The organism is Stenotrophomonas sp. TWI1409, assembly GCF_039673015.1.
GTDB lineage: Bacteria > Pseudomonadota > Gammaproteobacteria > Xanthomonadales > Xanthomonadaceae > Stenotrophomonas > Stenotrophomonas maltophilia_A.
The window spans coordinates 1-21,388 of record NZ_JBDJKU010000055.1 but is presented as its reverse complement, the minus strand read 5'-3'; the positions used below and the strand labels follow the sequence as shown (position 1 = coordinate 21,388).

Sequence of the window (21,388 nt, the reverse complement as noted above, 5' to 3'; positions counted from 1 at the left end):
GGGCATGACCCGGCGCGAGCCGTCCTTCAGAAGCCGGTGCTGTAGTGCAAGGCGGCCTGCCGCGCACCTTCGCCACCAACGCGCTGGTCGAAGCCCAGGCTCAGGCGGCCATTGCGGCCCCACCACGATTCCAGCGCCACGCCGATCAGCGCACTGCCGCGCGGCGCGTTCCAGCCCGCCAACGGCGCCCAGGCGTCGACGCCGACGAAGCTGGCCTGCCAGTCCGCATCCGCACCATCAAGCCGTTGCTGCCATTCGGCATGCCCACGCAGCGTCCAACGCCCCCAGCCGCGCTCGCCGCGGATACCGGCCAGCATCTGGCTGCGCTGCACGCGGTTGGCATCGCCCCGCAGGCCGAAACCAAAGCCGCCGAGTTCATTGAAGGCGTCGGTCTCCACACGCGTGGTGCTGGCACCGACGTAGGGCGTCATCGATGCGCCCGCACGCCCCAGCCGGTACCCGCCCTCCACGCTGGCACTGCTGAAACGGCCGCCGTACCGCGCGGAGACGCCATAGGCACCCGCACCGAGCAGCAGCTGACGATCCAGCGCGCGGGTGAACTGTCCGCTCCCCACCTGGGCCAGCGCGTAGCCACGCCCCAGATTCCAGCCGGCATACAACTGTGCCTGCGCCTGGCGATCACGCCCACGATCACCGCCGAAACTGCTGCCACCAGTGCTGCGGGTCTCGCCAAACGCCACGCCCATCAGGCCGTTGCTGCCCAGTGGCAGATCCTGGCCGGCCATCCAGCCCCGGCTGTCGGCAGCGTTGCCGGCGAAGCTGCCCTGCCCCGCCTCACCCAGCGCGCTCTGCCAGCTCCCGCGCAGGCGCGGTGCGGCCTGTACACGATCAAAACGCTCGGCGATCGCACGCCGCGACATGTCGATACTGTCGAAGGTCGCTGCTTCGGCTCGCGCATGCGCTTGACCGGACAGGCTCTGCAGGCTGGCGGCCAGGCCCTGCGGGCCACCGCCGGTCCACTGCAGGGCACCGGCCGCTGCACCAAAGGCCGATCCCTGCAGGCCTGTGTTTTTGTCCAGCGCTGCGAATGCACCTTCCAGGCGCTGTGCTGCCGCCTGGGCGGACGCCCCCAGCCCGCTGGCCGCTGCGGTGACGCTGACCTGGGTCAGGTTCAACCACGCGTTGTTGCTGTCATAGCCGTAGCTGCTCTGCAGCAATGACAGCCCCTGCAGGCCACTGGAGGTAGCCGGCGTACTGAAGGTGCCGCTGAGTCCGCCTGCCGCATGGATCAGGTCCTGCCGGCTGCCGTTCTGTGGCACGTAGCCGGAAACGAAGCCATGCACGCGCACGCCACCGTCGATCGCGGCATTGCCGGTGACCTGCAACGCATTGGCGCCCAGTGCGATCATCAACTGTGCGCCGGCCTGCTGGGTGTAGTTGCCCTCGATGGTGCCGGTGGTGTTGCCGGTGGTGAGGAATACGCTGCTGCCGTTGACCACATTGCCGATCACGCGGGGCGTGCCGCCATTGAACTGCAGGCCGGTCGAATCCGGATCGGACTGGCCGAGGATGGTCACGTTGGAACGGATCACGCCACCGTTCTGCAGCGACAGGATGCCGCGTTCGATGCGGGTTGCTCCGGTGTAGCTGTTGTTGCCGGCCAGCACCAGGGTGCCCCCGCCCTGCTTGACCAGCCCGCCGCTGCCGACGATATCGTTGCGCCACGCCGAGCCGGTCGAGGCCAGATCCACGTTGGCGACCACATCACCCCAGTCGAAACGACCCGGACCGTTGATCGCACGACCGATGTCGAGCAGGCCGTAGCCGAACACCGGATCCACGCCCGGCGCGCCGATATCCTTGGCGGTGCCCAGCAGGGTCTGCCGCACCAGATCGTTGCTGAAGTACGGGAAGCGCTCCCAGACCAGCGCCGCCGCACCGGAAATCAAGGGCGCCGCGAATGACGTGCCGTAGTTCCAGTAGTAGCTGCCACCGTTGGCATCGGGGTAGACCGCGCTGCCGGGCGCCGCCAGGCAGTAGCGGGCCGCCTGGCCACAGGCATTGGCATAGCTGGCCAGCGTACCGGGCGCATACGGATCCACGGCGGTGGCCACCAGCCAGCCGCGCTCCAGGTCGGCAGCCGGCAGCGTGCCGGCCACGCCCTGCTGGCTGGGCAGTGCGGCCAGGCTGCTCGGCTCGCTGCGGCCATCATTGCCCGCGGCGAACACCACCAGCCCGCCATGGTTGATCACGAAGGGGCGATATTCGGCGGCCACCTGCGCGGTGGTCGGCAGGTCGGTCCAGTACAGGCCGCCCCACGAATTGTTCATCACCTTCACGTTGTAGCTGATCAGGTCCTGGTGGACCTGCGCCACGCCCAGCGGGCCGCTGAAGGAATTGCCCTTGCCGCTGCCGTCATCGACGGGCGGCTTGTCGGCAATGATCCGTGCCGACACGATCTGCGCCTTTGGCGCGATGCCACCCGGCCAGGAGCCCGTTGCCGCGCCGGCGGCGAGGCTGGCCACGGCGGTGCCGTGGCCGACCACATCATCGACACCCAGATTGTTCCTGGCCGGATCGATGTAGTTGAGGTTGGCCAGCACCCGGCCATTCAACGCCACCGCATTGCGCTGCACGCCGGAGTCGACGATGCCGATGCGCACGTTCTGGCCGGTCAGGCCGGCAGCCTGTGCGGCGCGCGCATTGGTGACTGACAGATGCGCGTCGAAGGCCGGCTCCTGCGGTTTGACCGGGGGCGGCGTCGTCGGTGGCGGGGTAGTCGGTGGCGGCGGTGGTGGCGGGGTATCGATGCGCACGTTGCCGCCCCCGCCACCTCCACCACAGGCCGTCAGCGCTACCACCAGCGCGGTTCCCAGGGCAGACCTCACCATCATCGTGCGTTCCATCGATTCCTTCCCATGAACGTTGTCCTGCCTTCATCCCGGCAGGCGTGCGGCCGCGCCCAGCGGCGGCCCTCCCCGACCCTCTATACTTGGGTCGACCCCCACGCAGTCTGCCGGGAAACCGGGGCACATCCAACGGCCCCCGGTCTCCTTTCCGAACATTGCTTACGCATCAACGAGATTGCCATGTCCAACATCGTCATCGCCGCCGCCAAGCGCACCGCCATCGGCTCCTTCCTCGGCCAGTTCAACGGCGTGCCGACCCCGACCCTCGGCGCGGCCGCCATCGCAGCCGCCCTGGAACAGTCGGGCATCCCGGCCAGCGACGTTTCCGAAGTCCTCATGGGCTGCGTGCTGCCGGCCAACCTCGGCCAGGCGCCCGCCCGCCAGGCGGCGATCGCTGCCGGCATCCCGCTGTCGACCGGTGCCACCACGCTGAACAAGGTGTGCGGCTCGGGCATGAAGACCATCATGCTCGGTCATGACCTGATCAAGGCCGGTTCGGCCAGCATCGTTGTCGCCGGCGGCATGGAATCGATGTCCAACGCGCCGCACATGCTGCCGAACTCGCGCACCGGCAACCGCTTCGGCAACTTCCAGGCGGTCGATCACATGGCCCACGATGGCCTGGTCAACGCTTATGACGGCAAGGCGATGGGTGAATTCGCCGAATGCGCCGTGGACAAATACCAGTTCAGCCGCGAAGAGCAGGACGCCTACGCCATCGAATCGGTCAAGCGCGCGCAGGCGGCGCAGGCCAACGGTGCGTTCGCCGATGAAATCGTCGCGGTGAAGGTCGCCACCCGCAAGGGCGAGGTCGAGGTCGCCACCGACGAGCAGCCGGGCCGCTCGGACATCGCCAAGATCCCGACCCTGCGCCCGGCCTTCAAGAAGGACGGCAGCGTCACCGCCGCAAGTTCCTCCAGCATCTCCGACGGCGCTGCTGCAGTGGTCCTGCTGACCGAGGAAGATGCAGCCGCTCGCGGCATCACCCCGCTGGCCCGCATCGTCGGCCACGCGACCCATTCGCAGGAACCGGAGTGGTTCACCACCGCCCCGATCGGCGCGCTGCACAAACTGCTGGACAAGACCGGCTGGTCGCTGGACCAGGTCGATCTGTTCGAGATCAATGAAGCCTTCGCCGTGGTGGCGATGGCGCCGATGCGCGAACTGGGCATCCCGCACGACAAGCTCAACGTGAATGGCGGTGCCTGCGCTTTGGGCCATCCGATCGGTGCCTCCGGCGCACGTCTGGTGGTGACCCTGGTCAACGCCCTGCGCACGCGCGGTGGCAAGCGCGGCATTGCCACCCTGTGCATCGGCGGCGGCGAAGCAACCGCAATCGCCATCGAATTGATTTAAAAAGATTTAACGATGATTTCGCAAAAATGAATGCGGGATCGCTTGACACCCAATCTTGGCTTGTCATCATGTTGTCGGCGCGCAGCATGCGCGTTGCCTAATTCTAACGACGAGGATTTACACAATGAGCATCAACAAGCTGCTGGTCGCGATGTCCCTGGCTCTGGCCCTGGCCGCCTGCTCGAAGCAGGAAGCTGCCCAGGACGCCGCTGCTTCGGCCAACGAAGCCGCCACCGAAGCCCAGGCTGCTGCCGACCAGGCCGCCGCTGCTGGCGCCCAGACCGCCGACGCTGCCCAGCAGGCCGCTGACACCGCCGCCACCGCTGCTGACGCTTCGGTTGACGCTGCTGCCCAGGCTGGCGCTGCTGCCACCGACGCCGCTGCCGGCGCCGCTGCTGACGCTGCCAAGGCTGCTGAAGGCACCGCTGAGAAGGCCAAGGACGCTGCTGAAGAAGCCAAGAAGTAATAACTTCTTTCTTCACGCTGTTCTGGAAAAGCCGCTGGTTCGCCAGCGGCTTTTTCTTTTTTCGAATGCGCGCGACTGAGCCGCTGCATCGCGACCCCGTCTTCACAACGGCATGAATAGGCTGGCGTCCCCATCCATTGCAGTACCGGAGACCGCCATGAAGATTCGCCCGATCACCACCACCCTGCTGGCCGCCTCCCTGCTGCTGGCCCTGGCCGCCTGCAAGGGCCCCGAAGCCGAACAGGCCAAGCAGGACGCACAGCAGGCTGCCGACAGCGCAGGCGCTGCCGCCCGTGACGCCGTGGACAAGGCCGCCGAAGCCACCCGCGACGCCGCCGACAAGACCGCTGCCGCGTCCGAGCAGGCCGCCGCCGATACCCAGCAGGCGCTGGACAAGGCTGCAGACGCCACCGCCAACGCCGCCGACAAGGCCAAGGCCGCCGCAACCGATGCCGCCGCACATGCCAGCGACGCCACTGCGAACGCCGCACAGAAGGTCGCCGACAAGGCCCGCGATGTCGCCAATGACGCCAAGGCCAACGCCGCCAAGGAAGAAGCCAAGCACTAACGGTTCGTTCGCCGGGCATGGCCCGGCGCTACCGACCAGCCGAGCATCGGCTCGGCTGCACAGGAAAAGCCGCGGCACTGCCGCGGCTTTTCTGCTTTTCGCTCTCTGCTCTTTCTGTTGATTCCGTGCTGGACGCGTACGGAAAGTGTCCACGGACGCGCGGGTAGGTTGCGCAGGGGCGTAAGCGCCATGGATGGCGCGCCCGAGCTTACATGGACGTACTTGCAGCGCCCCCTGCGAAACCCACCCGCGCGGCCCGCTCACGACGCAGACTCCGCGCCGCCCACCACGAGGGGCTCCGCCGTTGGCCGCCTCCTACGGCAGCGCGCGCGCCAGCATCGCCGTCAGCTCCACCCCCGCCGGCAGCGTCCCGAACGCCAGCCCGTGCTCCCCTTCCAGCCGGCTACGCACGAATGCCTCCGCCATCGGGCTGCGCGCACGCAGCAGCAGCGCCGCCTGCAGCAGCAGCGCAGTGCGCTCGCAGAACAGCCGCGCCTGCGCTTCCTCCGGTGGCGGTGCCGCTGCCCAACGCTGCAATGCCGCTGCATAGCGCCCATCACGGTCAGCCACCGATGCCAGCTCACCGCGCAGCGCCGCCATCGCCTCCGGTTCGCGCGCCAGCGCACGCAGCACATCCAGGCACTGGATGTTGCCGCTGCCCTCCCAGATCGAATTCAACGGTGCCTGCCGGTACAGGCGCGGCAGCATCGACTCCTCCACGTAGCCCGCACCGCCCAGGCATTCCTGCGCTTCATTGACGAAGGCGGGCGCGCGCTTGCACAGCCAGTACTTGCCCAGTGCCGTCCCCAACCGCGCCATCGCGGCTTCATTGGCATCCACACCGGCGCGATCCACCGCGCGCGCGATCCGCATCGCCAACACCGTGGCCGCTTCCGACTCCAGCGCCAGATCAGCCAGCACGTTGGTCATCAGCGGGTGCTCGACCAGCAGCTTGCCGAAGGTACGTCGATGACGTGCGTGGTGCAGCGCCTGCGCCAGCGCCATGCGCATCTCCGCCGCTGCACCCAGCATGCAGTCCAGGCGGGTCATCATCACCATGCCGATGATGGTGGCCACGCCGCGCCCCTCTTCTCCCACACGCCATGCCTGTGCGCCGCAGAACTCGACCTCACTGGAAGCGTTGGCCCAATCGCCGAGCTTGTCCTTCAACCGCATCAACCGGAACGCATTGCGGTCACCATCGGCCAGCCGGCGCGGCATCAGCAGGCAGGTCAGGCCTCCCGGCGCCTGCGCCAGCACCAGGAAGCCATCGCACATCGGTGCGGAAAAGAACCACTTGTGGCCGACCAGACGGTAACGCTCGCCATCGATCGGTTCGGCGCGCGTACTGTTGGCACGGACATCCGAGCCGCCCTGCTTCTCGGTCATGCCCATGCCCAGGGTGATGCCGGCCTTGTCCGCCACCGGCACGTCGCGCGGGTCATAGACCGGCGCAGCGGCCTTGCGCGCCCACTCGGCCAGATGCGGCTGCGAATGCAGTACCGCCACCGCTGCATGGGTCATGGTCAACGGGCAGCTGGTGCCCGCCTCGGCCTGGTGATGCAGGTAGCTCAACACCGCACGTGCCACGTGCGCGCCGGGCTGCGGCTCATGCCAGGACAATCCAGCGACACCGTGCGATTTTGCCGTGTCCATCAACTGGTGATAGGCCGGATGGAACTCCACGGTGTCGATGCGATGGCCCTGTGCATCATGCGTGCGCAGCCGAGGACGATCACGGTTGGCATCGAAGCCCAGCCGGTACAGTTCATCACCGGCGAGTGCACCATAGACACCCAGTCGCGGCGCGAAGCTCGCGGCGCCTTCGCGCTGTACGGCCTCCATCAGCGCCACGTCGTCGGTCCACAACTGTCGCCCTGCGAACGGCGGCGGCTGGTTCAACACCACATGGGTTTCATACGGTGCGTTGCTGCTGAAGCTGGGTCCACTCATCCGGTCCATCCTGGCGGCAAGAGGTCTGCGGCCCGATTGTGCCGCATCGCCTGCCAAGCCCGTGTTCAGGCCGGTTCTCACCCTCTGCACGAGACGCAGGCCACAGTGACCGCATGGCAGGCAACGACGATCTGGTGGTGCTGCGCCCGGAGGGGCTGTACTGCGCCGCCGGCGATTTCCATATCGACCCGTGGCGACCGGTAGCGCGCGCGGTCATCACCCATGGCCACGGCGACCATGCCCGCCCGGGCATGAGGGAGTACCACTGCAGCGAAGGCAGCCTGCCGATCCTGCGCTGGCGCCTGGGTGACGTGCCGGTGCAGGCGCATGCCGAGGGTGTGCCGTTCCGCCTCGGGCAGGTGCAGATATCGCTGCATCCGGCCGGCCACGTACTCGGTTCGTCACAGGTACGCATCGACGACGGGCAGCAGGTATGGGTAGCCTCCGGCGACTACAAGCGACAGCCTGATCCGACCTGCACACCGTTCGAAGTGGTGCCCTGCGATACCTTCATCACTGAAGCTACGTTCGCACTGCCGATCTACCGCTGGCCGGACACGCCGGCGGTGGCTGCAGAGATCCTGGCGTGGCGCCGCGAATGCGAACAACGTGGCGAAGCCGCGATCCTGCTGTGCTACGCATTGGGCAAGGCACAGCGGGTGCTGGCCGAGCTGCTGCCGCTGGACGATCGACCAGCCTGGCTGCACGGCGCCATCGCCAATGGCGTGGCGGTCTACCGGCAGGCCGGCGTACCGATGCTGGAGACGCTCGCCGTGGCCGAACAGGGCCGCCAGCCGGACGCGGCGGGCCAGCTGATCCTCGCGCCGCCGTCGGCTGCGGGCACGCCCTGGATGCGCCGCTTCGGCCGCCACCAGCTGGGCTTCGCATCCGGCTGGATGCAGCTGCGCGGTAATCGGCGGCGCCGCAATGTCGATCGCGGTTTCGTCATTTCCGATCACGCCGATTGGCCAGCACTGCTGCAGACCATCGAACAGACAGGCGCGCAGCGGGTGATCGCTACCCATGGCAATACCGATGCGTTGATTCCGTTCCTGCGCGAGCGCGGCGTGGCTGCCGAAGCCTTCCGCACCGATTTCGGGAGCGAGGAATGAAGGCCTTCGCTGCGCTCTACCAGCGCCTGGACCGCAGCACGGCTACGCTGGACAAGCGTGCGGCGCTGGTCGACTACTTCCGCCACGCGCGTGCGCATGATGCGGCGTGGGCGCTGTACCTGCTCAGCGGCGGCAAGGTGGGCGGTGCACGCCGGAAGATCGCCGCCAGCGGCGAACTGCGCGGCTGGATTGCCGAAGAATCCGGCTTGCCTCCCTGGTTGGTGGAAGACAGCTACGCGCAGGTGGGTGACCTGGCCGAAACGCTGACCCTGCTGCTGGATGATCCATCGCAGCCAGCCGCCGACCGCCCGTTGGCTGATTGGATCGAACAGCATCTGCTGGCCGTGGCCAACCAACCCGAGGCAGTACGCCGCGCTGCGGTCGTCGCCGGGTGGCGGCAGCTGTGCAGCAGCGAACGCCTGGTGTTCAACAAGCTGCTGACCGGCGCCCTGCGCGTTGGCGTTTCGCAGCGACTGGTACAGCAGGCACTGGCGGAATGGTCCGGCCTGGACATCGCACGCATCGCCCAGCGCATGCTCGGCGAGTGGGTCCCCTCGCCCGGGCTGCTGGCTCAACTGCTGTCACCGGACGAGCTGCCGTCCGACCGCCAGCAGCCCTACCCCTTCTTCCTCGCCTCCCCTCTGGAAGGCGATCCTGCCGAACGCCTCGGCGCGATCGACGACTGGCTGCTGGAATGGAAATGGGATGGCATACGCCTGCAGCTGCTGCGCCGGCGTGGCGAAGTCGCGCTGTGGTCCCGTGGCGAGGAACGACTGGATGGCCGCTTCCCCGAGATCGAGCACGCCGCGATGGCGTTGCCGGAGGGCTGCGTGCTGGACGGAGAGCTGCTGGCCTGGGACGAGACCGCCAACCTGCCGCGCGCATTCACCGCCCTGCAGACCCGCATCCAGCGTCGCAAGCCAGGAGCAGCGACTCTGCGCAACACGCCGGTACGCGTGCTCGCCTATGACCTGCTGGAGCACGACGGCGCGGACCTGCGTGAGCTGCCGTTGCAGGAACGGCGTACGCGACTTGCCGCGGTCATCGGTGCACTGGACGATGTGCGGATCCAGCTGTCGCCCGACGTTGCCGCCGTCGACTGGGCGCAGGCGGCGGCGATGCGCGATGTGGCACGCGAGCGTGGCGTGGAAGGGCTGATGCTGAAACGACGCGGCTCACCCTACCTGGCTGGGCGACGCCGCGGTGACTGGTGGAAATGGAAGGTCGATCCGCTCACCATCGATGCGGTGCTCCTGTACGCACAGGCTGGCCATGGGCGGCGCAGCACGCTGTACACCGACTACACCTTCGGCGTCTGGGACGGCGACACGCTGGTGCCGGTGGCCAAGGCGTATTCGGGCTTGGACGACAAGGAGATCCTCGCGCTTGACCGCTGGATCCGCGCCAACACCCGCGAGCGTTTCGGGCCGGTGCGCAGCGTACGCGCCGAACAGGTGTTCGAGCTGGGTTTCGAAGCGGTCAACCGCAGCAGCCGGCACAAATCGGGGATCGCCGTGCGCTTTCCGCGCATCCTGCGCTGGCGCCACGACAAGCCTGCCAGCGAGGCCGATCAGCTGGCCAGCCTGCAGGCGCTGGCGCGATGACCCGCAGCCAGGCACTGCGCCGGCTGGAAGACTGGTTCGCGGCACGCGGCTGGCGCTCACTGCCCTTCCAGCGCGCGATGTGGCGCCACTACCTGGCCGGCGAATCCGGGTTGCTGCATACGCCCACGGGCAGCGGCAAGACGCTGGCGATGTTCGGCGGGCCGTTGCTGCAGGCGCTGATCGATCCACCTCCCTCGCCCCGCCGCGCCAGTGTGGTGCGCCCATTGCAGGTGCTGTGGGTCACGCCCTTGCGCGCATTGGCCAGTGATACCGCACGCGCGCTCCAGGCCGTCGTCGACGGCTTGGGACTGGGATGGCGTGTCGGCCTGCGCAGCGGTGACGCCAGCAACCGCGAGCGGCGCCAGGCCCGCGAAGGCCGCATCGACGTACTGGTAACCACGCCCGAATCACTGGCGCTGCTGCTGAGCTATCCGGATACGTTGCCGCGCATGCGCCAGCTGCGCTGCGTGGTGGTGGACGAATGGCATGAGCTGCTGGGCAACAAGCGCGGTGTGCTGCTGCAGTTGAACCTGGCGGTGTTGCGCGAAGCTGCGCCTGCAGTGCAGCTGTGGGGGCTTTCGGCCACGCTGGGCAACCTGGATGAGGCGCGCGACGTGCTGCTGCCCGGACAGCCCGACGCGCCGATCGTGCAGGGCGTGCGCCCGCGCGCGATCAGCGTGCGCAGCCTGCTGCCGGAACCCGGCGAACGTTTTCCGTGGGCCGGGCATCTGGGCCTGGCGCAGCTGCCGCGGGTGCTGGACGCGTTGATGCGGGCACGCAGCAGCCTGTTGTTCACCAACACCCGTGCGCAGGCAGAACTGTGGCATCAGGCGCTGGCCGCGGTCTGGCCGGAAGCCCCGGACACGCTTGCGCTGCACCACGGCTCGCTGGATCCAGCGCTGCGCCAGCAGGTCGAGGATGGCCTGCGCGCGGGCGCGCTGCGCTGCGTGGTTGCCACCTCCAGCCTCGACCTCGGCGTGGACTTCCCCGAGGTTGAGCAGGTACTGCAGCTGGGCAGCCCGAAGGGCGCGGCCCGCCTGCGCCAACGCGCGGGACGTGCGCGTCACCGCCCGGGTGCCAGCGGTTCCATCCTGTGCGTGCCCAGCCATGCACTGGAGCTGGCCGAATACGCCGCGGTGCGCCGTGCATTGGCCGAAGGCGTGGTCGAAGCGCGCAGGCCGCCGACGCTGTCGCTGGATGTGCTGGCCCAGCATGCGGTCAGCCGCGCCCTGGCCGGTGGCTTCGACAGCGATGCGCTGCTGGCGCAGGTACGGCGTACCCATGCCTTCGCATCTCTCGGCGAAGACCAGTGGCAGGCCGTGCTGACGTTCATCGTGCAGGGTGGCCAGGCCCTGGCCCAGTACCCCGATTTCCACAAGGTCGTGCGTGATGCCGACGGCCGGTACCGCATGCACGATCGCCGCCAGGTACTGCGCCATCGGCTGTCGATCGGCACCATCAGCAGCGATGGCAGCGTGCGCGTGCAGTTCCTGCGCGGTGGTGGCCTGGGTGCCGTGGAGGAACAGTTCGCCAGCCGCCTGCGTCGCGGCGACCGTTTCCAGTTCGCCGGGCGCCTGCTGGAACTGGTGCAGCTGCGCGACATGACCGCCTTCGTGCGGCTGGCACGAGGGCGCGGTGATGGTGTGGTGCCGCGCTGGCAGGGAGGCCAGTTGCCACTGTCGATGCCGCTCGGCCGCGAGCTGGAGTGGGTACTGTCCGGCGCCGACGACAGTGCCGAATCACGCTGGTTGTCCCCCTTGCTGGCACTGCAGCAGCAGTTGTCGGCGCTTCCCGGACCAGAGCATCTGCTGGTGGAAGAGGTGCGGCGCCGCGACGGCCAGTTCCTGTTCGTCTACCCTTTTGCCGGCCGTCACGTGCACGAGGCGCTGGCCGCCTTGCTGGCACTGCGCTGTACCCGCCGGCAGCGCAACAGCATCGGCTACGCGGTGAACGATCATGGCCTGGTGCTGGCACCGGCGCAGGCGATCGAACTGGATGCGGCGCAATGGCGTGCATTGTTCACCGCCGATCAGCTGCTGGACGATCTGCGTGCCGCGGTGAACCTGGGCGAGCTGGCGCGCCGCCAGTTCCGTGGCATCGCACGCGTAGCGGGCCTGCTGGTCCCCAGCCTGCCCGGCGGTATGCCGCGATCGCTGCGCCAGCTGCAGGCCTCGGCAGGCCTGCTCTACGACGTACTGCGCGAGCATGACCCCGGTCACCTGCTATTGGCATTGGCCGAACGCGAAGTGCTGCACGACAGCCTGGATCTGCCGGGACTACAGCAGGTCCTGGCAAGGATCGGCATGCAGGTCCTCTCCGTGCAGCACCCGACATCACTCACGCCACTGGGCTTCCCGTTATGGGCTGAACGCCAACGCGGGCAGTTCAGCAACGAGGACTGGCGCACCCGCGTGCAACGTGCGGCCCAGCAGCTGGAGCGTCGCCATGGCCGATGAACTGCCGCTGCTGCGCGCCGGCGAATCGCTGATTCTGCTTGGCGCGCGTGCGCTGTACTGGCCCGCGCGGCAGGCGCTGTTGATCGCCGACCTGCACCTGGGCAAGGCCGATGTATTCCGCCGCGCCGGCATCGCATTGCCCAGCGGCGGCACCGGCGAAGACCTGCAACGCCTGCAGGGGCTGCTGGACAGGCATGCCTGTCGCGAGCTGTGGATCCTGGGTGACATCCTGCATGGACCGGCGCATCGCGCTGCGTGGTACCAGCAATGGCTGGCATGGCGCGAACGCAATGCTTCGCTGGACGTGCATGTCCTGCGTGGCAATCACGACCGCCAGCTGCCGCATGCTCAGTTGCAGGTACAGATCCACGATGAAGTACGGCTGCAGCCGTTCCTGCTTCGCCATGAGCCGATGCCCGATGCAGAGCTGCATGTGATCGCCGGGCATCTGCATCCGCAGGTCACCTTGCCGCCATTGCGACGGCGCTTCCCCGCGTTCTGGCTGCGTGAGCGGATGACGGTGCTGCCGGCCTTCTCCGCGTTCACTGCCGGCATCGTGCCCGTGCCCGCCCGCGGCGAGCAAAGGGTCGCCTGCGTGGAAAACGGCCTGGTGCAACTGCCGGTGGCTTGAATCAGGCCGGACGAATGCCCAGCTGCGGCATCAACTGGAAATCAGGCGTGTCACCCTCACGTCGTCGCGGCAACGCCTGGATCGCCGCCAGCATTTCCTGCGCGCAGGTGCGGATGCGCGCGTGGTGCTCCGCTGATGCATGACTGATCAGGCTGCCGACATGGAACTCGAACACGTCCTCCAGTACGTCGGGCTGGTCCTCGTGCAGCATCTGCAGCAATCCGCGCAGCTTGCAGATTTCCGATTCCAGCTCCTCGACCGCGAACAACATGGCGTCCTCCTCTTCAACATCAGCGGCACATCCGGGCCGCAACAGGCCGCAACGGCAGCGCCGCCCGGGCCACGCGCGATGTTGATCACGGAAAGGAAAACGGGCGACGCGCAATCGCGTGCAACCTACTTCTCGCATATCGGCGGTGAGGCAACCGTTAATTCAGGTGACGACGCGCTTCACGCATTGGCCGTGATCGCGTTGATACGAGGCATCTCCGCTGCGGTGGCCAGTGCGTCGACGAACGCCGGATCCAGTGCAAGTGCACCGAACCAGCCGTGCTGGGTGCCACTGAGCACGCGCAGCATGTGGCCACGGCCCCCGGGTAGGCGCCCCATCGGGCCCAGCAGCACGTCACGCGCCTTCGCCCAGGCGTCGCGGTCGGACTGGAACAGCGGCGTCAGCCAACGACTCCAGCGCTGGTACACCGCAACGTGTGCCCTGCGTTGCGCTTGGTAGGCCTGCAGCGCGACCGTGTTGCCGCCATAGGTGCGCACCGCATCGCGCAGCGCCAGCGCGTCCAACAGCGCCATGTTCACGCCCTGCCCCAGCTGCGGGCTCATCGCATGCGCGGCATCACCGGCCACCACCATGCGGCCGTGGTGCCAGCGCGTCATCACCGCATCACGGTAGACCGCGCGCGCCAACTGGCCGGCATCACGCAGATGGGCGAAGCGCGCACTGGCCTGCGGCCACAGTGCATGCAGTTCATCCAGCCAGGGCGTCATGCCATCGGCCTGCCAGCGTTCGAAGTCGGCGCGTGGCAGGCTCCAGAAGAAACTCAGGCGCGGCGTGTCATCACCGGGGCGCGTGCCGACCGGCAGCAGTCCGATCATCTTGCGCGCGGCCACGTAACGCTGCCGCAGCTCCTGCACGTGCGGCCAGTCCTCGGCCGGCAGCAGGCACCACAGCGCCCCCCACGGATACACGCGGTCCAGCCCGGCACCGCCGGCGATCGTGCCGCGCAGGGTCGACGCGGCGCCATCGGCGACCACTACCAGGTCGAACGGGCCATGCGTGCGCCCGTCGCTGTCGCGCAGACGGCCGTGTTCGGCATCCACCTCGGTAATGGTGGTACCGGCATGCAGCTGGCCCTCGCCTGCGCGCGCCTCGTCCAACAGCGAGAACAAGGCCCCGCGCTGCATGCCCAGGCCGTGCAGGCGCGCATCCAGTCCCTCGTAGCGCATGTCCATCACCGCGCGCTCGCACGGCGTGTCGCCATACAGGCGGTGCACCGGCGCGGCATGTGCGCGCACGGAATCAAGCAGGCCCATCTGCCACAGTACCTGCAGGCCGCTGGGCTGCAGCAGGAAACCGGCACCCACCGGCCCCGGCGTGGGCACGCGTTCGAAGATCTCCACCTCGTGGCCGTCACGGGTGAGCAGGATGGACACTGCCTGTCCAGCGGTGCCGTAGCCGATCACGGCGATGCGCAGTCGTTCCGTCATGGCCGCATTGTGCCCGAGGCGGGTGGATCGCGAGCGGGTCGCGGGCAATCCGCGCAAAAAAAACCCCGCCGAAGCGGGGTTTTCAACGCACTGTCGAGTGGATCACTCGGCCGGCGTGATGTTCGAAGCCTGGGCACCCTTCGGGCCCTGGGTCACGTCATAGGTGACACGCTGGCCTTCCTGCAGGCTGCGGAAGCCCTTGGAGTTGATGGCGGAGAAGTGCGCGAACACGTCGGCGCTGCCATCCTCCGGCGAGATGAAGCCAAATCCCTTGGCGTCGTTGAACCACTTGACGGTACCGTTCGGCATGGTGATGCGAGACCTTATGCAATGAATGGGTGGTGTACGCTGAACCCGCGCACAAGCTGAGTATGCAAAGCTTGCTCGGGGAAGACAATCACCCCCGTGCCAATTCGCCCACCAGTTCCGGAAGTCCGTTGCCGGCCGCCTGCACGTTGGCCAGCACTTCGGCCATCGTGATCTCCTCGCCATCACCACAGCCGGCAGCCCAGTTGGCGATGATCGCCAGGCAGGCGTAATCCAGCCCCAGCTCGCGTGCCAGGGCGGCTTCCGGCATGCCGGTCATGCCCACCAGATCGCAGCCGTCGCGGCGCATACGGGCGATTTCAGCGATGGTTTCCAGGCGCGGGCCCTGTGTTGCGCCGTAGCAGCCACCGTCATGGACCGTGACGCCGGTCACTTTGGCCGCAGCCAGGATCTTGCTGCGCAGCATTGGTGTGTACGGGTGGCCGAAATCAACGTGGACTACGTCGGTGCCTTCTTCCTCACAGATCGTGCTGATGCGGCCCCAGGTGTAGTCGATGATCTGGTCCGGGCAGGCCAGCACGCGCGGACCAAAGTGTTCGGTGATGCCCCCCACCGTGTTCAACGCCAGCACGCGCTGCGCGCCCAGCTGCTGCAGCGCGGCCAGGTTGGCGCGGTAGTTGATCTTGTGCGGCGGCAGCGAATGGCCTTCGCCATGCCGCGCCAGGAACGCCACGCGATGGCCGAGCAGCGTACCAACGCGCACCGGGCCCGACGGACGTCCGAAGCGGGTGTCGACCTCGTGGGTCTGCACGTCGTCAAGCTTGGCCAGGTTATAGACACCGGTACCGCCGATCACGGCCAGGGCGATCTGTTGCATTCGAAGCACTCCATGAAAAGACGAACGCCGGCACCCGAGGATGCCGGCGGCAGAAGAAGACGCGCCGCGGGCGGCTGCGCCGTTATTCCTTCATCGCGTAGATGGCCGGCACGCAGCGCAGGGTTTCGTTGACGTCCATGCCGAAGCCGAACACGTAACGGTCCGGCAGTTCGATGCCGGCGTAGTCGGCAGTCACGTCCGGCAGCGCGCGGTCGTGCTTCTTCACCGTCATCGCGGCGATGCGCACGTCGGTCGCGCCTTGTTCCAGGCACCAGGTGCGCACTCCCTGCAGGGTGTAGCCCTCGTCGAGGATATCGTCGACCAGCAGCACGCGGCGGCCGAACAGCGAGGTGGCCGGTTTGTGCTTCCAGACCAGGTCGCCGCCGGTGGTTTCACCGCGGTAACGGGTGGCGTGCAGGTAATCGAACTGCACGTCCTGGCCGCGCTCGCCCAGTTCCAGCGCCAGCTGGCCGGCGAACGGCAGCGCACCGTGCATGATGGACAGGAACAGCGGCACCTCGCCCTTGTAATCGCGCGCGATGGCGTCGGCGATACCAGCGATGGCCTTGTCGATGGTGGGGCGGTCGACCAGCAGGTCAGCCTGGGCCAGGGCCTGGGAAATGGTGAGGTTGGGCATCAGACGGTTCTTCCAAGGGTTTCAAGCAGACGGGATTGGGTGTCGCCATGGCGGGCATCGGCCAGCAGGCCGTCCCAGCCGAGCGCGCCGCGGCCCAGCAGGCCCAGCAGCGCAGCAGTATTGAGGGAGCGTCCCTGCACCGCGTGCAGGGCTTCATCGACCAGTTCCGGGTGGCAGACCAGCACCACGTCGCAGCCGGCATCCAGATGCGCGTGCACGCGCGCCGGCACGCCGCCGGCACTGTGCGAGGCAGCCATGCCGATGTCATCGGAGAACACCACGCCGCGGAAGCCGAGCTCGCCGCGCAGGATGTCCTGGATCCAGCGCGGCGAATAGCCGGCCGGTTCCGGTGCCACCTGCGGATAGATCACGTGCGCCATCATCACCGCGTCGGCACCGGCGGCGATGCCGGCCTGGAACGGGACCAGGTCCTGGGCGCGCAGCTCGTCCAGCGCGCGCGGGTCGATCGCGGTATCCACGTGGGTATCTTCCAGCACGGTGCCGTGGCCGGGGAAATGCTTGAGCGTGGCGGCCATGCCGACCGCATGCATGCCGCGCACGTAGGCGGCGGTGAACGCGGCCACCACCTGCGGGTCTTCACTGAAGGCGCGGTTGCCGATGGCGCGGTTGCCACGGCCCAGATCGACCACCGGCGCGAAGCTCAGGTCCAGGCCGCTGGCGCGCACTTCGCTGGCCATCAGCCAGGCGTGCTGCTCGGCCAGGGCCAGCGCCTGCTGCGGGTCGGTGGCGTACATCGCCCCGATGTCCTGCAGCGGCGGCAACTCGCTGTAACCCTCACGGAAACGCTGCACGCGGCCGCCTTCCTGGTCCACGCAGATCAGCTGCGGGCGTGGCGCGGCAGCGCGGATCGCCGCGCTCAGATCGGTCACCTGCTGGCGCGAGGCGAAGTTGCGCTTGAACAGCACCACCCCGGCCACGGCATCGTGCTGCAGCCAGTCACGTTCCTGGGCGGTCAGTTCGGTGCCGGCAACGCCGATCAGCAGCATGGTCGATCTCCACAACGCGCGCCCGCATGGCGCAGTGCCGCATTGTCGCAGAACCGGCCGACAGGCGCAGTGGTCAGAAAAAGGGGACGGAGGGAATTAAGCCGCAATCGGCCCCTACGGGCTGGATACGTCTTAATTCCCTCCGTCCCCTTTTCGGATCCGGTCAGACCTTGCAGCCGTCCGGGCCGCAGGCCTCGTCGCCGTCAGCCGGGGCCGCAGGCGCGCCCTGCTCGGCGGCGATCTGGCGAAGGGCGTTGGCGAAGGCCTCGGGGGGCTGCGCCCCGGAAATGGCCCACTTCCCATCGATGACGAAGGTCGGCACCGAAGAAACGCCCAATGCATGAGCCTGCGCCAGCTTGGCTTCGACCTCGGCCAGGCCGCGGTCGGAGGCCAGCATCTGCGCGATTTCACCCGCGTCGAGGCCGCCTGCCGCGCCCGCCTTGATCAGCACCGAGGGGTCCGCCAGGTTCTGGCCGTGCTCGAAGTGGGCGCGGAACAGTGCTTCGCCCACCGCATCCTGCACGCCGTGCTCGCCTGCCAGCCACAACACCCGGTGCGCCGGCAGCGTGGTCACCCGCACCTGGCCCTGGCTGAAGTCCATCGGCAGGCCCTCGGCCCGCGCGGTGGTCTGGGTCTGGCCGAGGATCTGTTCGGTACGCTCAACGCCGCCGAACTTGCGCACATAGGCCTCGCGCAGCGGCACCGGGGTGGCGTCAGCATCCGGGTCGAGCTGGAACGGCTGCCAGTGGATATCGAGTTCAGGCGCGTTGGCGCCCAGCAACTGCACGCCCTGCTGGAAACGATGCTTGCCGATCCAGCACCAGGGGCAGACCACGTCGGAGTAGATGTCGATTCTCATCCTTTCCACATGGGGGCCGACACCCTCGATAAAAGGGGACGGAGGGGATTAAGTCGTTTCCCGCACAGATGGGGTAAAGACGACTTAATCCCCTCCGTCCCCTTTTTGGGTGGTTTCACCACTCTGAATACGGGTGGCTGGCCAGGGCAACGTTGTAGTAGCGGGCATCATCGGTGACTTCGGCACCCACCCAGTCCGGCAGGTCGATGGTCTGGTCAGCGCTGTCCAGCTCAACCTCAGCCACTACCAGGCCGGCGTTGTCGCCGAGGAACTCGTCCACCTCCCAGGTCAGGCCGGCGTGTTCGACCAGATGGCGGCGCTTGTCGATCAGGCCGCCCACGCACAGCGCCAGCAGTGCGCGCGCATCGTCCACCGGGATCGGATAGTCGAACTCCTGGCGGGTGTGGCCGATGGTGCGCGACTTCAGGTTCAGCGCGGCGTAGTCGCCCTCGATGCGCACGCGCACCGAGGCGTTCTGGGTGCCGCGGTCGAGCGCGCCCATGTCGTTGATGTAGCCCTGCGCCATCGGGATCACCCGGTGCGCGGCGGCGCGCCAGCCATCACTGCTGACGAGGAATTTGCGTTCGATTTCGATGCCCATCGCGCCATTATGCGCGATGGGCATGACAGCCGATCAGCGCTTCTCGAATACCGCGATGCTTTCCACGTGTGCGGTGTGCGGGAACATGTCCATGGCACCGGCACTGACCAGGGTGAAGCCCTGTTCGTTGACCAGATAGCCGGCATCGCGTGCCAGCGAACCCGGGTGGCAGCTGACGTAGACGATGCGCTTGAACTGCTTCAGCGGCAGCTGTTGCAGCACTTCGATCGCGCCCGAGCGCGGCGGATCCAAGAGCAGCTTGTCGAAGCCCTGGCGCATCCACGGCGTGCTGCGCTGGTCCTGGGTGAGGTCGGCGCTGAAGAACTGGGCGTTGGTCAGGCCGTTGCGCTCGGCATTCTCACGGGCCCGCGCGACGAGGCCAGCATCACCTTCCACACCGACCACTTCGCGCACGCGGCGCGCCAGCGGCAGGGTGAAGTTGCCCAGGCCGCAGAACAGGTCCAGCACACGCTCGTCCTCACCCGGCTCCAGCAGGTCCAGGGCGTGGGCGATCATCTTCTCGTTGAGCTTGGCGTTGACCTGGATGAAGTCCAACGGACGGAACGCCAGCTCCACGTCCCACGGCGCCAGCCGGAACGACAGCGGCACGCCCTGCCCGTCCAGCGGCTGCACGGTATCCACGCCACCGGACTGCAGGTAGATCACGAAGCCATGCTGCTGGCCGAAGGCGGCCCAGGCCACGCGGTCGGCATCGCTGAGCGGCTGCAGGTGGCGCACGGTCAGGACCACGGCCTGGTCGCCAGCGATGAATTCGATCTGCGGGATGTCACGCTTGCCATCGAGCGATTCGATGAAGGTGGACAGCGCCTCGACCTTGGTGCCGATCTCGGGGATCACGGTCAGGCACTGGCTGAGGTCGGCGACGAATCGCGGATCCTGTTCACGGAAGCCGACCAGGGTCTTGTCCTTCTTTTCGACCCGGCGCACCGAGAAGCGACCCTTGCGCCGGTAGCCCCAGCTCTCACCGACCAGCGGCGCCAGCACGGTGCCCGGCTTCACGTGGCCGATGCGCTCCAGGTTGTCCATCAGCACGCGCTGCTTGGCGACAATCTGCTGGTCTTCGTCCAGGTGCTGCAGCACGCAGCCGGCGCAGGTGCCGAAGTGCGGGCACTTCGGGGTGACGCGCTGCGGCGAGGCCTGCAGCACTTCCACCGTACGCGCTTCGTCGAAATGGCGGCTGCGGGCGGTCTGTTCGGCCATGACCACCTCGCCCGGCAGGGCGCCGCTGACGAAGGTGACCTTGCCGCCCTCGCCTTCACGGCGGGCGACACCGCGACCATCATGGCTGAGGTCGAGGATCTCGGTCTGGAACGGGGTACGGTCGATGCGGGAGCGGGATCGGGCCACGTGGCAACAGGCTGCGGGCAAAAATGGGGGCGTATTGTCGCAGATCCTGACCGGCAGGGTCCGGACCCGCTTGCGCCCGCCGCCGCTGTGCTTGATGATTGCAACAGCTGACATGGAGGCAGCCCTGATGCAGATGACCCCGCGGGCCAGCCGGCCCCGCTTCCTGCTTGTCGAGGACGACATCATCAGCCGCGGTTTTTTCAAGGCGGCGTTGGAAACGTTACCGGCGGACGTGGACACCGCAGATTCATTGGCCAGCGCCCTGGCCAGCGCCGAACCCGGCGCGCATGACCTGTGGCTGATCGACGTCAACCTGCCTGACGGCAATGGCGCGCAGCTGCTGCGCGAACTGCGCCGTTCACATCCCGACACCCCGGCGTTGGCGCATACCGCCGACGGCGATACCTCGATCCATGCGCGCCTGCGCGAGGCCGGTTTCAGCGACACGCTGGTCAAGCCGCTGGGCCGCGACCAGCTGCTGAAGGCGGTGCGCCGCGCCCTGGTCAACAGCCCGGCCGGGATCGTCATGGCCCAGGCGCCGGCCGCGGTCGAGCTGCAGGTACAGGACTGGGACGAGACTGCGGCACTGGCCGCGCTCAATGGCCAGCGCAACCACCTGATCGCGCTGCGCGAGCTGTTCCTGGCCGAGCTGCCGGGCGTACGCGATGCGGTCGAGCAGGCGGTGGACCAGCATGACGAGCGCCAGCTGCGCAGCCAGTTGCATCGGCTGCAGGCGAGCTGTGGCTTCGTGGGCGCGGCGCGGTTGGGCCGGGCGGTGCGCCAGTTGCATCATGCGCCGGAGTCCGGGCAGGCCCAGGCGGGGTTCCGCGACGCGGTAGCTGCCCTGCTGCATTAAGGGTTGTTCGGCAGGGCTGCGCCCTGCACCTGCCGAAGCCTTCAAGCCAGGGCAACGTCAAAGGCCAAAGCAGCATTCCGTGGGATGGCGGGGCACTGTGGGTTTGCGGGGACGGCGCAAGTACGTCCATGTAGCCTTGGTCGCCGCATCCATGCGGCTCACACCCCGCAAACCCACAGTG

19 protein-coding genes are annotated in these 21,388 nt (G+C 67.8%); 8 read left to right on the top strand and 11 right to left on the bottom strand.

The features are described 5' to 3' along the window. Positions 1-26 precede the first annotated feature (26 nt). Positions 27-2,867, bottom strand: a complete 2,841-nt coding sequence (locus ABE423_RS16145) for a S8 family serine peptidase (protein WP_346486728.1) — start codon at positions 2,865-2,867, stop codon at positions 27-29. A gap of 183 nt (positions 2,868-3,050) precedes the next feature. On the opposite strand from ABE423_RS16145, the gene ABE423_RS16140 reads away from it, so the two are divergent. The 3 genes from ABE423_RS16140 (at position 3,051) to ABE423_RS16130 (ending at position 5,260) form a co-directional block, all read left to right on the top strand. Beyond that, positions 3,051-4,226 (top strand): thiolase family protein, encoded by a 1,176-nt coding sequence (locus ABE423_RS16140; protein ID WP_121504604.1) that lies wholly within the window; start codon positions 3,051-3,053, stop codon positions 4,224-4,226. Positions 4,227-4,350: 124 nt separating this feature from the next. After that, on the top strand, positions 4,351-4,692 hold the full coding sequence (locus ABE423_RS16135; RefSeq protein WP_004153024.1) for a hypothetical protein: 342 nt from the start codon (positions 4,351-4,353) through the stop codon (positions 4,690-4,692). Positions 4,693-4,849: 157 nt separating this feature from the next. Beyond that, the gene (locus tag ABE423_RS16130) at positions 4,850-5,260 is read left to right on the top strand and encodes a hypothetical protein (RefSeq protein ID WP_346486725.1); all 411 of its coding nucleotides are present in this window, start codon (positions 4,850-4,852) and stop codon (positions 5,258-5,260) included. Positions 5,261-5,575: 315 nt separating this feature from the next. Here the strand turns inward: ABE423_RS16130 and ABE423_RS16125 are convergent, their stop codons facing one another. Then, the gene (locus ABE423_RS16125) at positions 5,576-7,213 is read right to left on the bottom strand and encodes an acyl-CoA dehydrogenase family protein (protein ID WP_049398306.1); all 1,638 of its coding nucleotides are present in this window, start codon (positions 7,211-7,213) and stop codon (positions 5,576-5,578) included. A 113-nt stretch (positions 7,214-7,326) separates the two neighbouring features. Between ABE423_RS16125 and ABE423_RS16120 the strand changes: the two genes are divergently transcribed. Genes ABE423_RS16120 through pdeM form a run of 4 tightly spaced genes read left to right on the top strand, consistent with a single transcriptional unit; the run spans position 7,327 to position 13,016 of the window. Then, complete coding sequence (locus ABE423_RS16120) at positions 7,327-8,325, top strand: ligase-associated DNA damage response exonuclease (protein ID WP_253145021.1); 999 nt, start codon at positions 7,327-7,329, stop codon at positions 8,323-8,325. Beyond that, complete coding sequence (locus ABE423_RS16115) at positions 8,322-9,929, top strand: ATP-dependent DNA ligase (RefSeq protein WP_125895836.1); 1,608 nt, start codon at positions 8,322-8,324, stop codon at positions 9,927-9,929. Before ABE423_RS16120 ends, ABE423_RS16115 begins: the two co-directional genes overlap by 4 nt. Next, positions 9,926-12,385, top strand: a complete 2,460-nt coding sequence (locus ABE423_RS16110; protein WP_346486722.1) for a ligase-associated DNA damage response DEXH box helicase — start codon at positions 9,926-9,928, stop codon at positions 12,383-12,385. Before ABE423_RS16115 ends, ABE423_RS16110 begins: the two co-directional genes overlap by 4 nt. Next, complete coding sequence (pdeM, locus tag ABE423_RS16105) at positions 12,375-13,016, top strand: ligase-associated DNA damage response endonuclease PdeM (protein ID WP_125895834.1); 642 nt, start codon at positions 12,375-12,377, stop codon at positions 13,014-13,016. Before ABE423_RS16110 ends, pdeM begins: the two co-directional genes overlap by 11 nt. 1 nt (position 13,017) lies before the next feature. Here the strand turns inward: pdeM and ABE423_RS16100 are convergent, their stop codons facing one another. The 9 genes from ABE423_RS16100 to rlmD form a co-directional block, all read right to left on the bottom strand. Next, a complete protein-coding gene (locus ABE423_RS16100; protein WP_032129345.1) occupies positions 13,018-13,287 on the bottom strand; it encodes a hypothetical protein in 270 nt (89 codons plus the stop codon). Positions 13,288-13,466: 179 nt separating this feature from the next. Beyond that, positions 13,467-14,735, bottom strand: coding sequence for an NAD(P)/FAD-dependent oxidoreductase (locus tag ABE423_RS16095; RefSeq protein WP_346486719.1), 1,269 nt, complete (start codon positions 14,733-14,735; stop codon positions 13,467-13,469). Positions 14,736-14,837: 102 nt separating this feature from the next. Further along, the gene (locus tag ABE423_RS16090; protein ID WP_005410590.1) at positions 14,838-15,044 is read right to left on the bottom strand and encodes a cold-shock protein; all 207 of its coding nucleotides are present in this window, start codon (positions 15,042-15,044) and stop codon (positions 14,838-14,840) included. Between the two features lie 88 nt (positions 15,045-15,132). Then, positions 15,133-15,879 carry an S-methyl-5'-thioinosine phosphorylase gene (locus ABE423_RS16085; protein ID WP_010482830.1) on the bottom strand — a complete coding sequence of 249 codons (747 nt, stop codon included), beginning with the start codon at positions 15,877-15,879 and terminating at the stop codon, positions 15,133-15,135. Between the two features lie 82 nt (positions 15,880-15,961). Beyond that, the gene (locus ABE423_RS16080) at positions 15,962-16,516 is read right to left on the bottom strand and encodes a hypoxanthine-guanine phosphoribosyltransferase (protein WP_346486717.1); all 555 of its coding nucleotides are present in this window, start codon (positions 16,514-16,516) and stop codon (positions 15,962-15,964) included. Further along, a complete protein-coding gene (gene nagZ / locus ABE423_RS16075) occupies positions 16,516-17,523 on the bottom strand; it encodes a beta-N-acetylhexosaminidase (protein ID WP_032129343.1) in 1,008 nt (335 codons plus the stop codon). The genes ABE423_RS16080 and nagZ overlap by 1 nt, the downstream gene beginning before the upstream one ends. A gap of 163 nt (positions 17,524-17,686) precedes the next feature. Further along, entirely contained in the window at positions 17,687-18,382 is a 696-nt protein-coding gene (locus tag ABE423_RS16070; RefSeq protein WP_121504611.1) for a DsbA family oxidoreductase, read from the bottom strand. 115 nt (positions 18,383-18,497) lie between these two features. After that, the gene (locus ABE423_RS16065) at positions 18,498-18,983 is read right to left on the bottom strand and encodes a CYTH domain-containing protein (protein WP_125895839.1); all 486 of its coding nucleotides are present in this window, start codon (positions 18,981-18,983) and stop codon (positions 18,498-18,500) included. Positions 18,984-19,016: 33 nt separating this feature from the next. After that, positions 19,017-20,351, bottom strand: coding sequence for a 23S rRNA (uracil(1939)-C(5))-methyltransferase RlmD (rlmD, locus tag ABE423_RS16060; protein ID WP_125895832.1), 1,335 nt, complete (start codon positions 20,349-20,351; stop codon positions 19,017-19,019). A 127-nt stretch (positions 20,352-20,478) separates the two neighbouring features. Between rlmD and ABE423_RS16055 the strand changes: the two genes are divergently transcribed. Next, positions 20,479-21,207 (top strand): response regulator, encoded by a 729-nt coding sequence (locus ABE423_RS16055; protein WP_032129364.1) that lies wholly within the window; start codon positions 20,479-20,481, stop codon positions 21,205-21,207. Positions 21,208-21,388: the final 181 nt, after the last annotated feature.

Coding starts and splice junctions, on each gene's coding strand:
- ABE423_RS16095 (WP_346486719.1), bottom strand. CDS start 14,735: ATGACGGAACGACTGCGCATCGCCGTGATCGGCTACGGCACCGCTGGA.
- ABE423_RS16085 (WP_010482830.1), bottom strand. CDS start 15,879: ATGCAACAGATCGCCCTGGCCGTGATCGGCGGTACCGGTGTCTATAAC.
- ABE423_RS16115 (WP_125895836.1), top strand. CDS start 8,322: ATGAAGGCCTTCGCTGCGCTCTACCAGCGCCTGGACCGCAGCACGGCT.
- ABE423_RS16055 (WP_032129364.1), top strand. CDS start 20,479: ATGCAGATGACCCCGCGGGCCAGCCGGCCCCGCTTCCTGCTTGTCGAG.
- ABE423_RS16140 (WP_121504604.1), top strand. CDS start 3,051: ATGTCCAACATCGTCATCGCCGCCGCCAAGCGCACCGCCATCGGCTCC.
- ABE423_RS16120 (WP_253145021.1), top strand. CDS start 7,327: ATGGCAGGCAACGACGATCTGGTGGTGCTGCGCCCGGAGGGGCTGTAC.
- pdeM (WP_125895834.1), top strand. CDS start 12,375: ATGGCCGATGAACTGCCGCTGCTGCGCGCCGGCGAATCGCTGATTCTG.
- ABE423_RS16130 (WP_346486725.1), top strand. CDS start 4,850: ATGAAGATTCGCCCGATCACCACCACCCTGCTGGCCGCCTCCCTGCTG.
- ABE423_RS16110 (WP_346486722.1), top strand. CDS start 9,926: ATGACCCGCAGCCAGGCACTGCGCCGGCTGGAAGACTGGTTCGCGGCA.
- ABE423_RS16135 (WP_004153024.1), top strand. CDS start 4,351: ATGAGCATCAACAAGCTGCTGGTCGCGATGTCCCTGGCTCTGGCCCTG.
- ABE423_RS16080 (WP_346486717.1), bottom strand. CDS start 16,516: ATGCCCAACCTCACCATTTCCCAGGCCCTGGCCCAGGCTGACCTGCTG.
- nagZ (WP_032129343.1), bottom strand. CDS start 17,523: ATGCTGCTGATCGGCGTTGCCGGCACCGAACTGACCGCCCAGGAACGT.
- ABE423_RS16065 (WP_125895839.1), bottom strand. CDS start 18,983: ATGGGCATCGAAATCGAACGCAAATTCCTCGTCAGCAGTGATGGCTGG.
- ABE423_RS16145 (WP_346486728.1), bottom strand. CDS start 2,867: ATGGAACGCACGATGATGGTGAGGTCTGCCCTGGGAACCGCGCTGGTG.
- ABE423_RS16090 (WP_005410590.1), bottom strand. CDS start 15,044: ATGCCGAACGGTACCGTCAAGTGGTTCAACGACGCCAAGGGATTTGGC.
- ABE423_RS16100 (WP_032129345.1), bottom strand. CDS start 13,287: ATGTTGTTCGCGGTCGAGGAGCTGGAATCGGAAATCTGCAAGCTGCGC.
- ABE423_RS16125 (WP_049398306.1), bottom strand. CDS start 7,213: ATGAGTGGACCCAGCTTCAGCAGCAACGCACCGTATGAAACCCATGTG.
- ABE423_RS16070 (WP_121504611.1), bottom strand. CDS start 18,382: ATGAGAATCGACATCTACTCCGACGTGGTCTGCCCCTGGTGCTGGATC.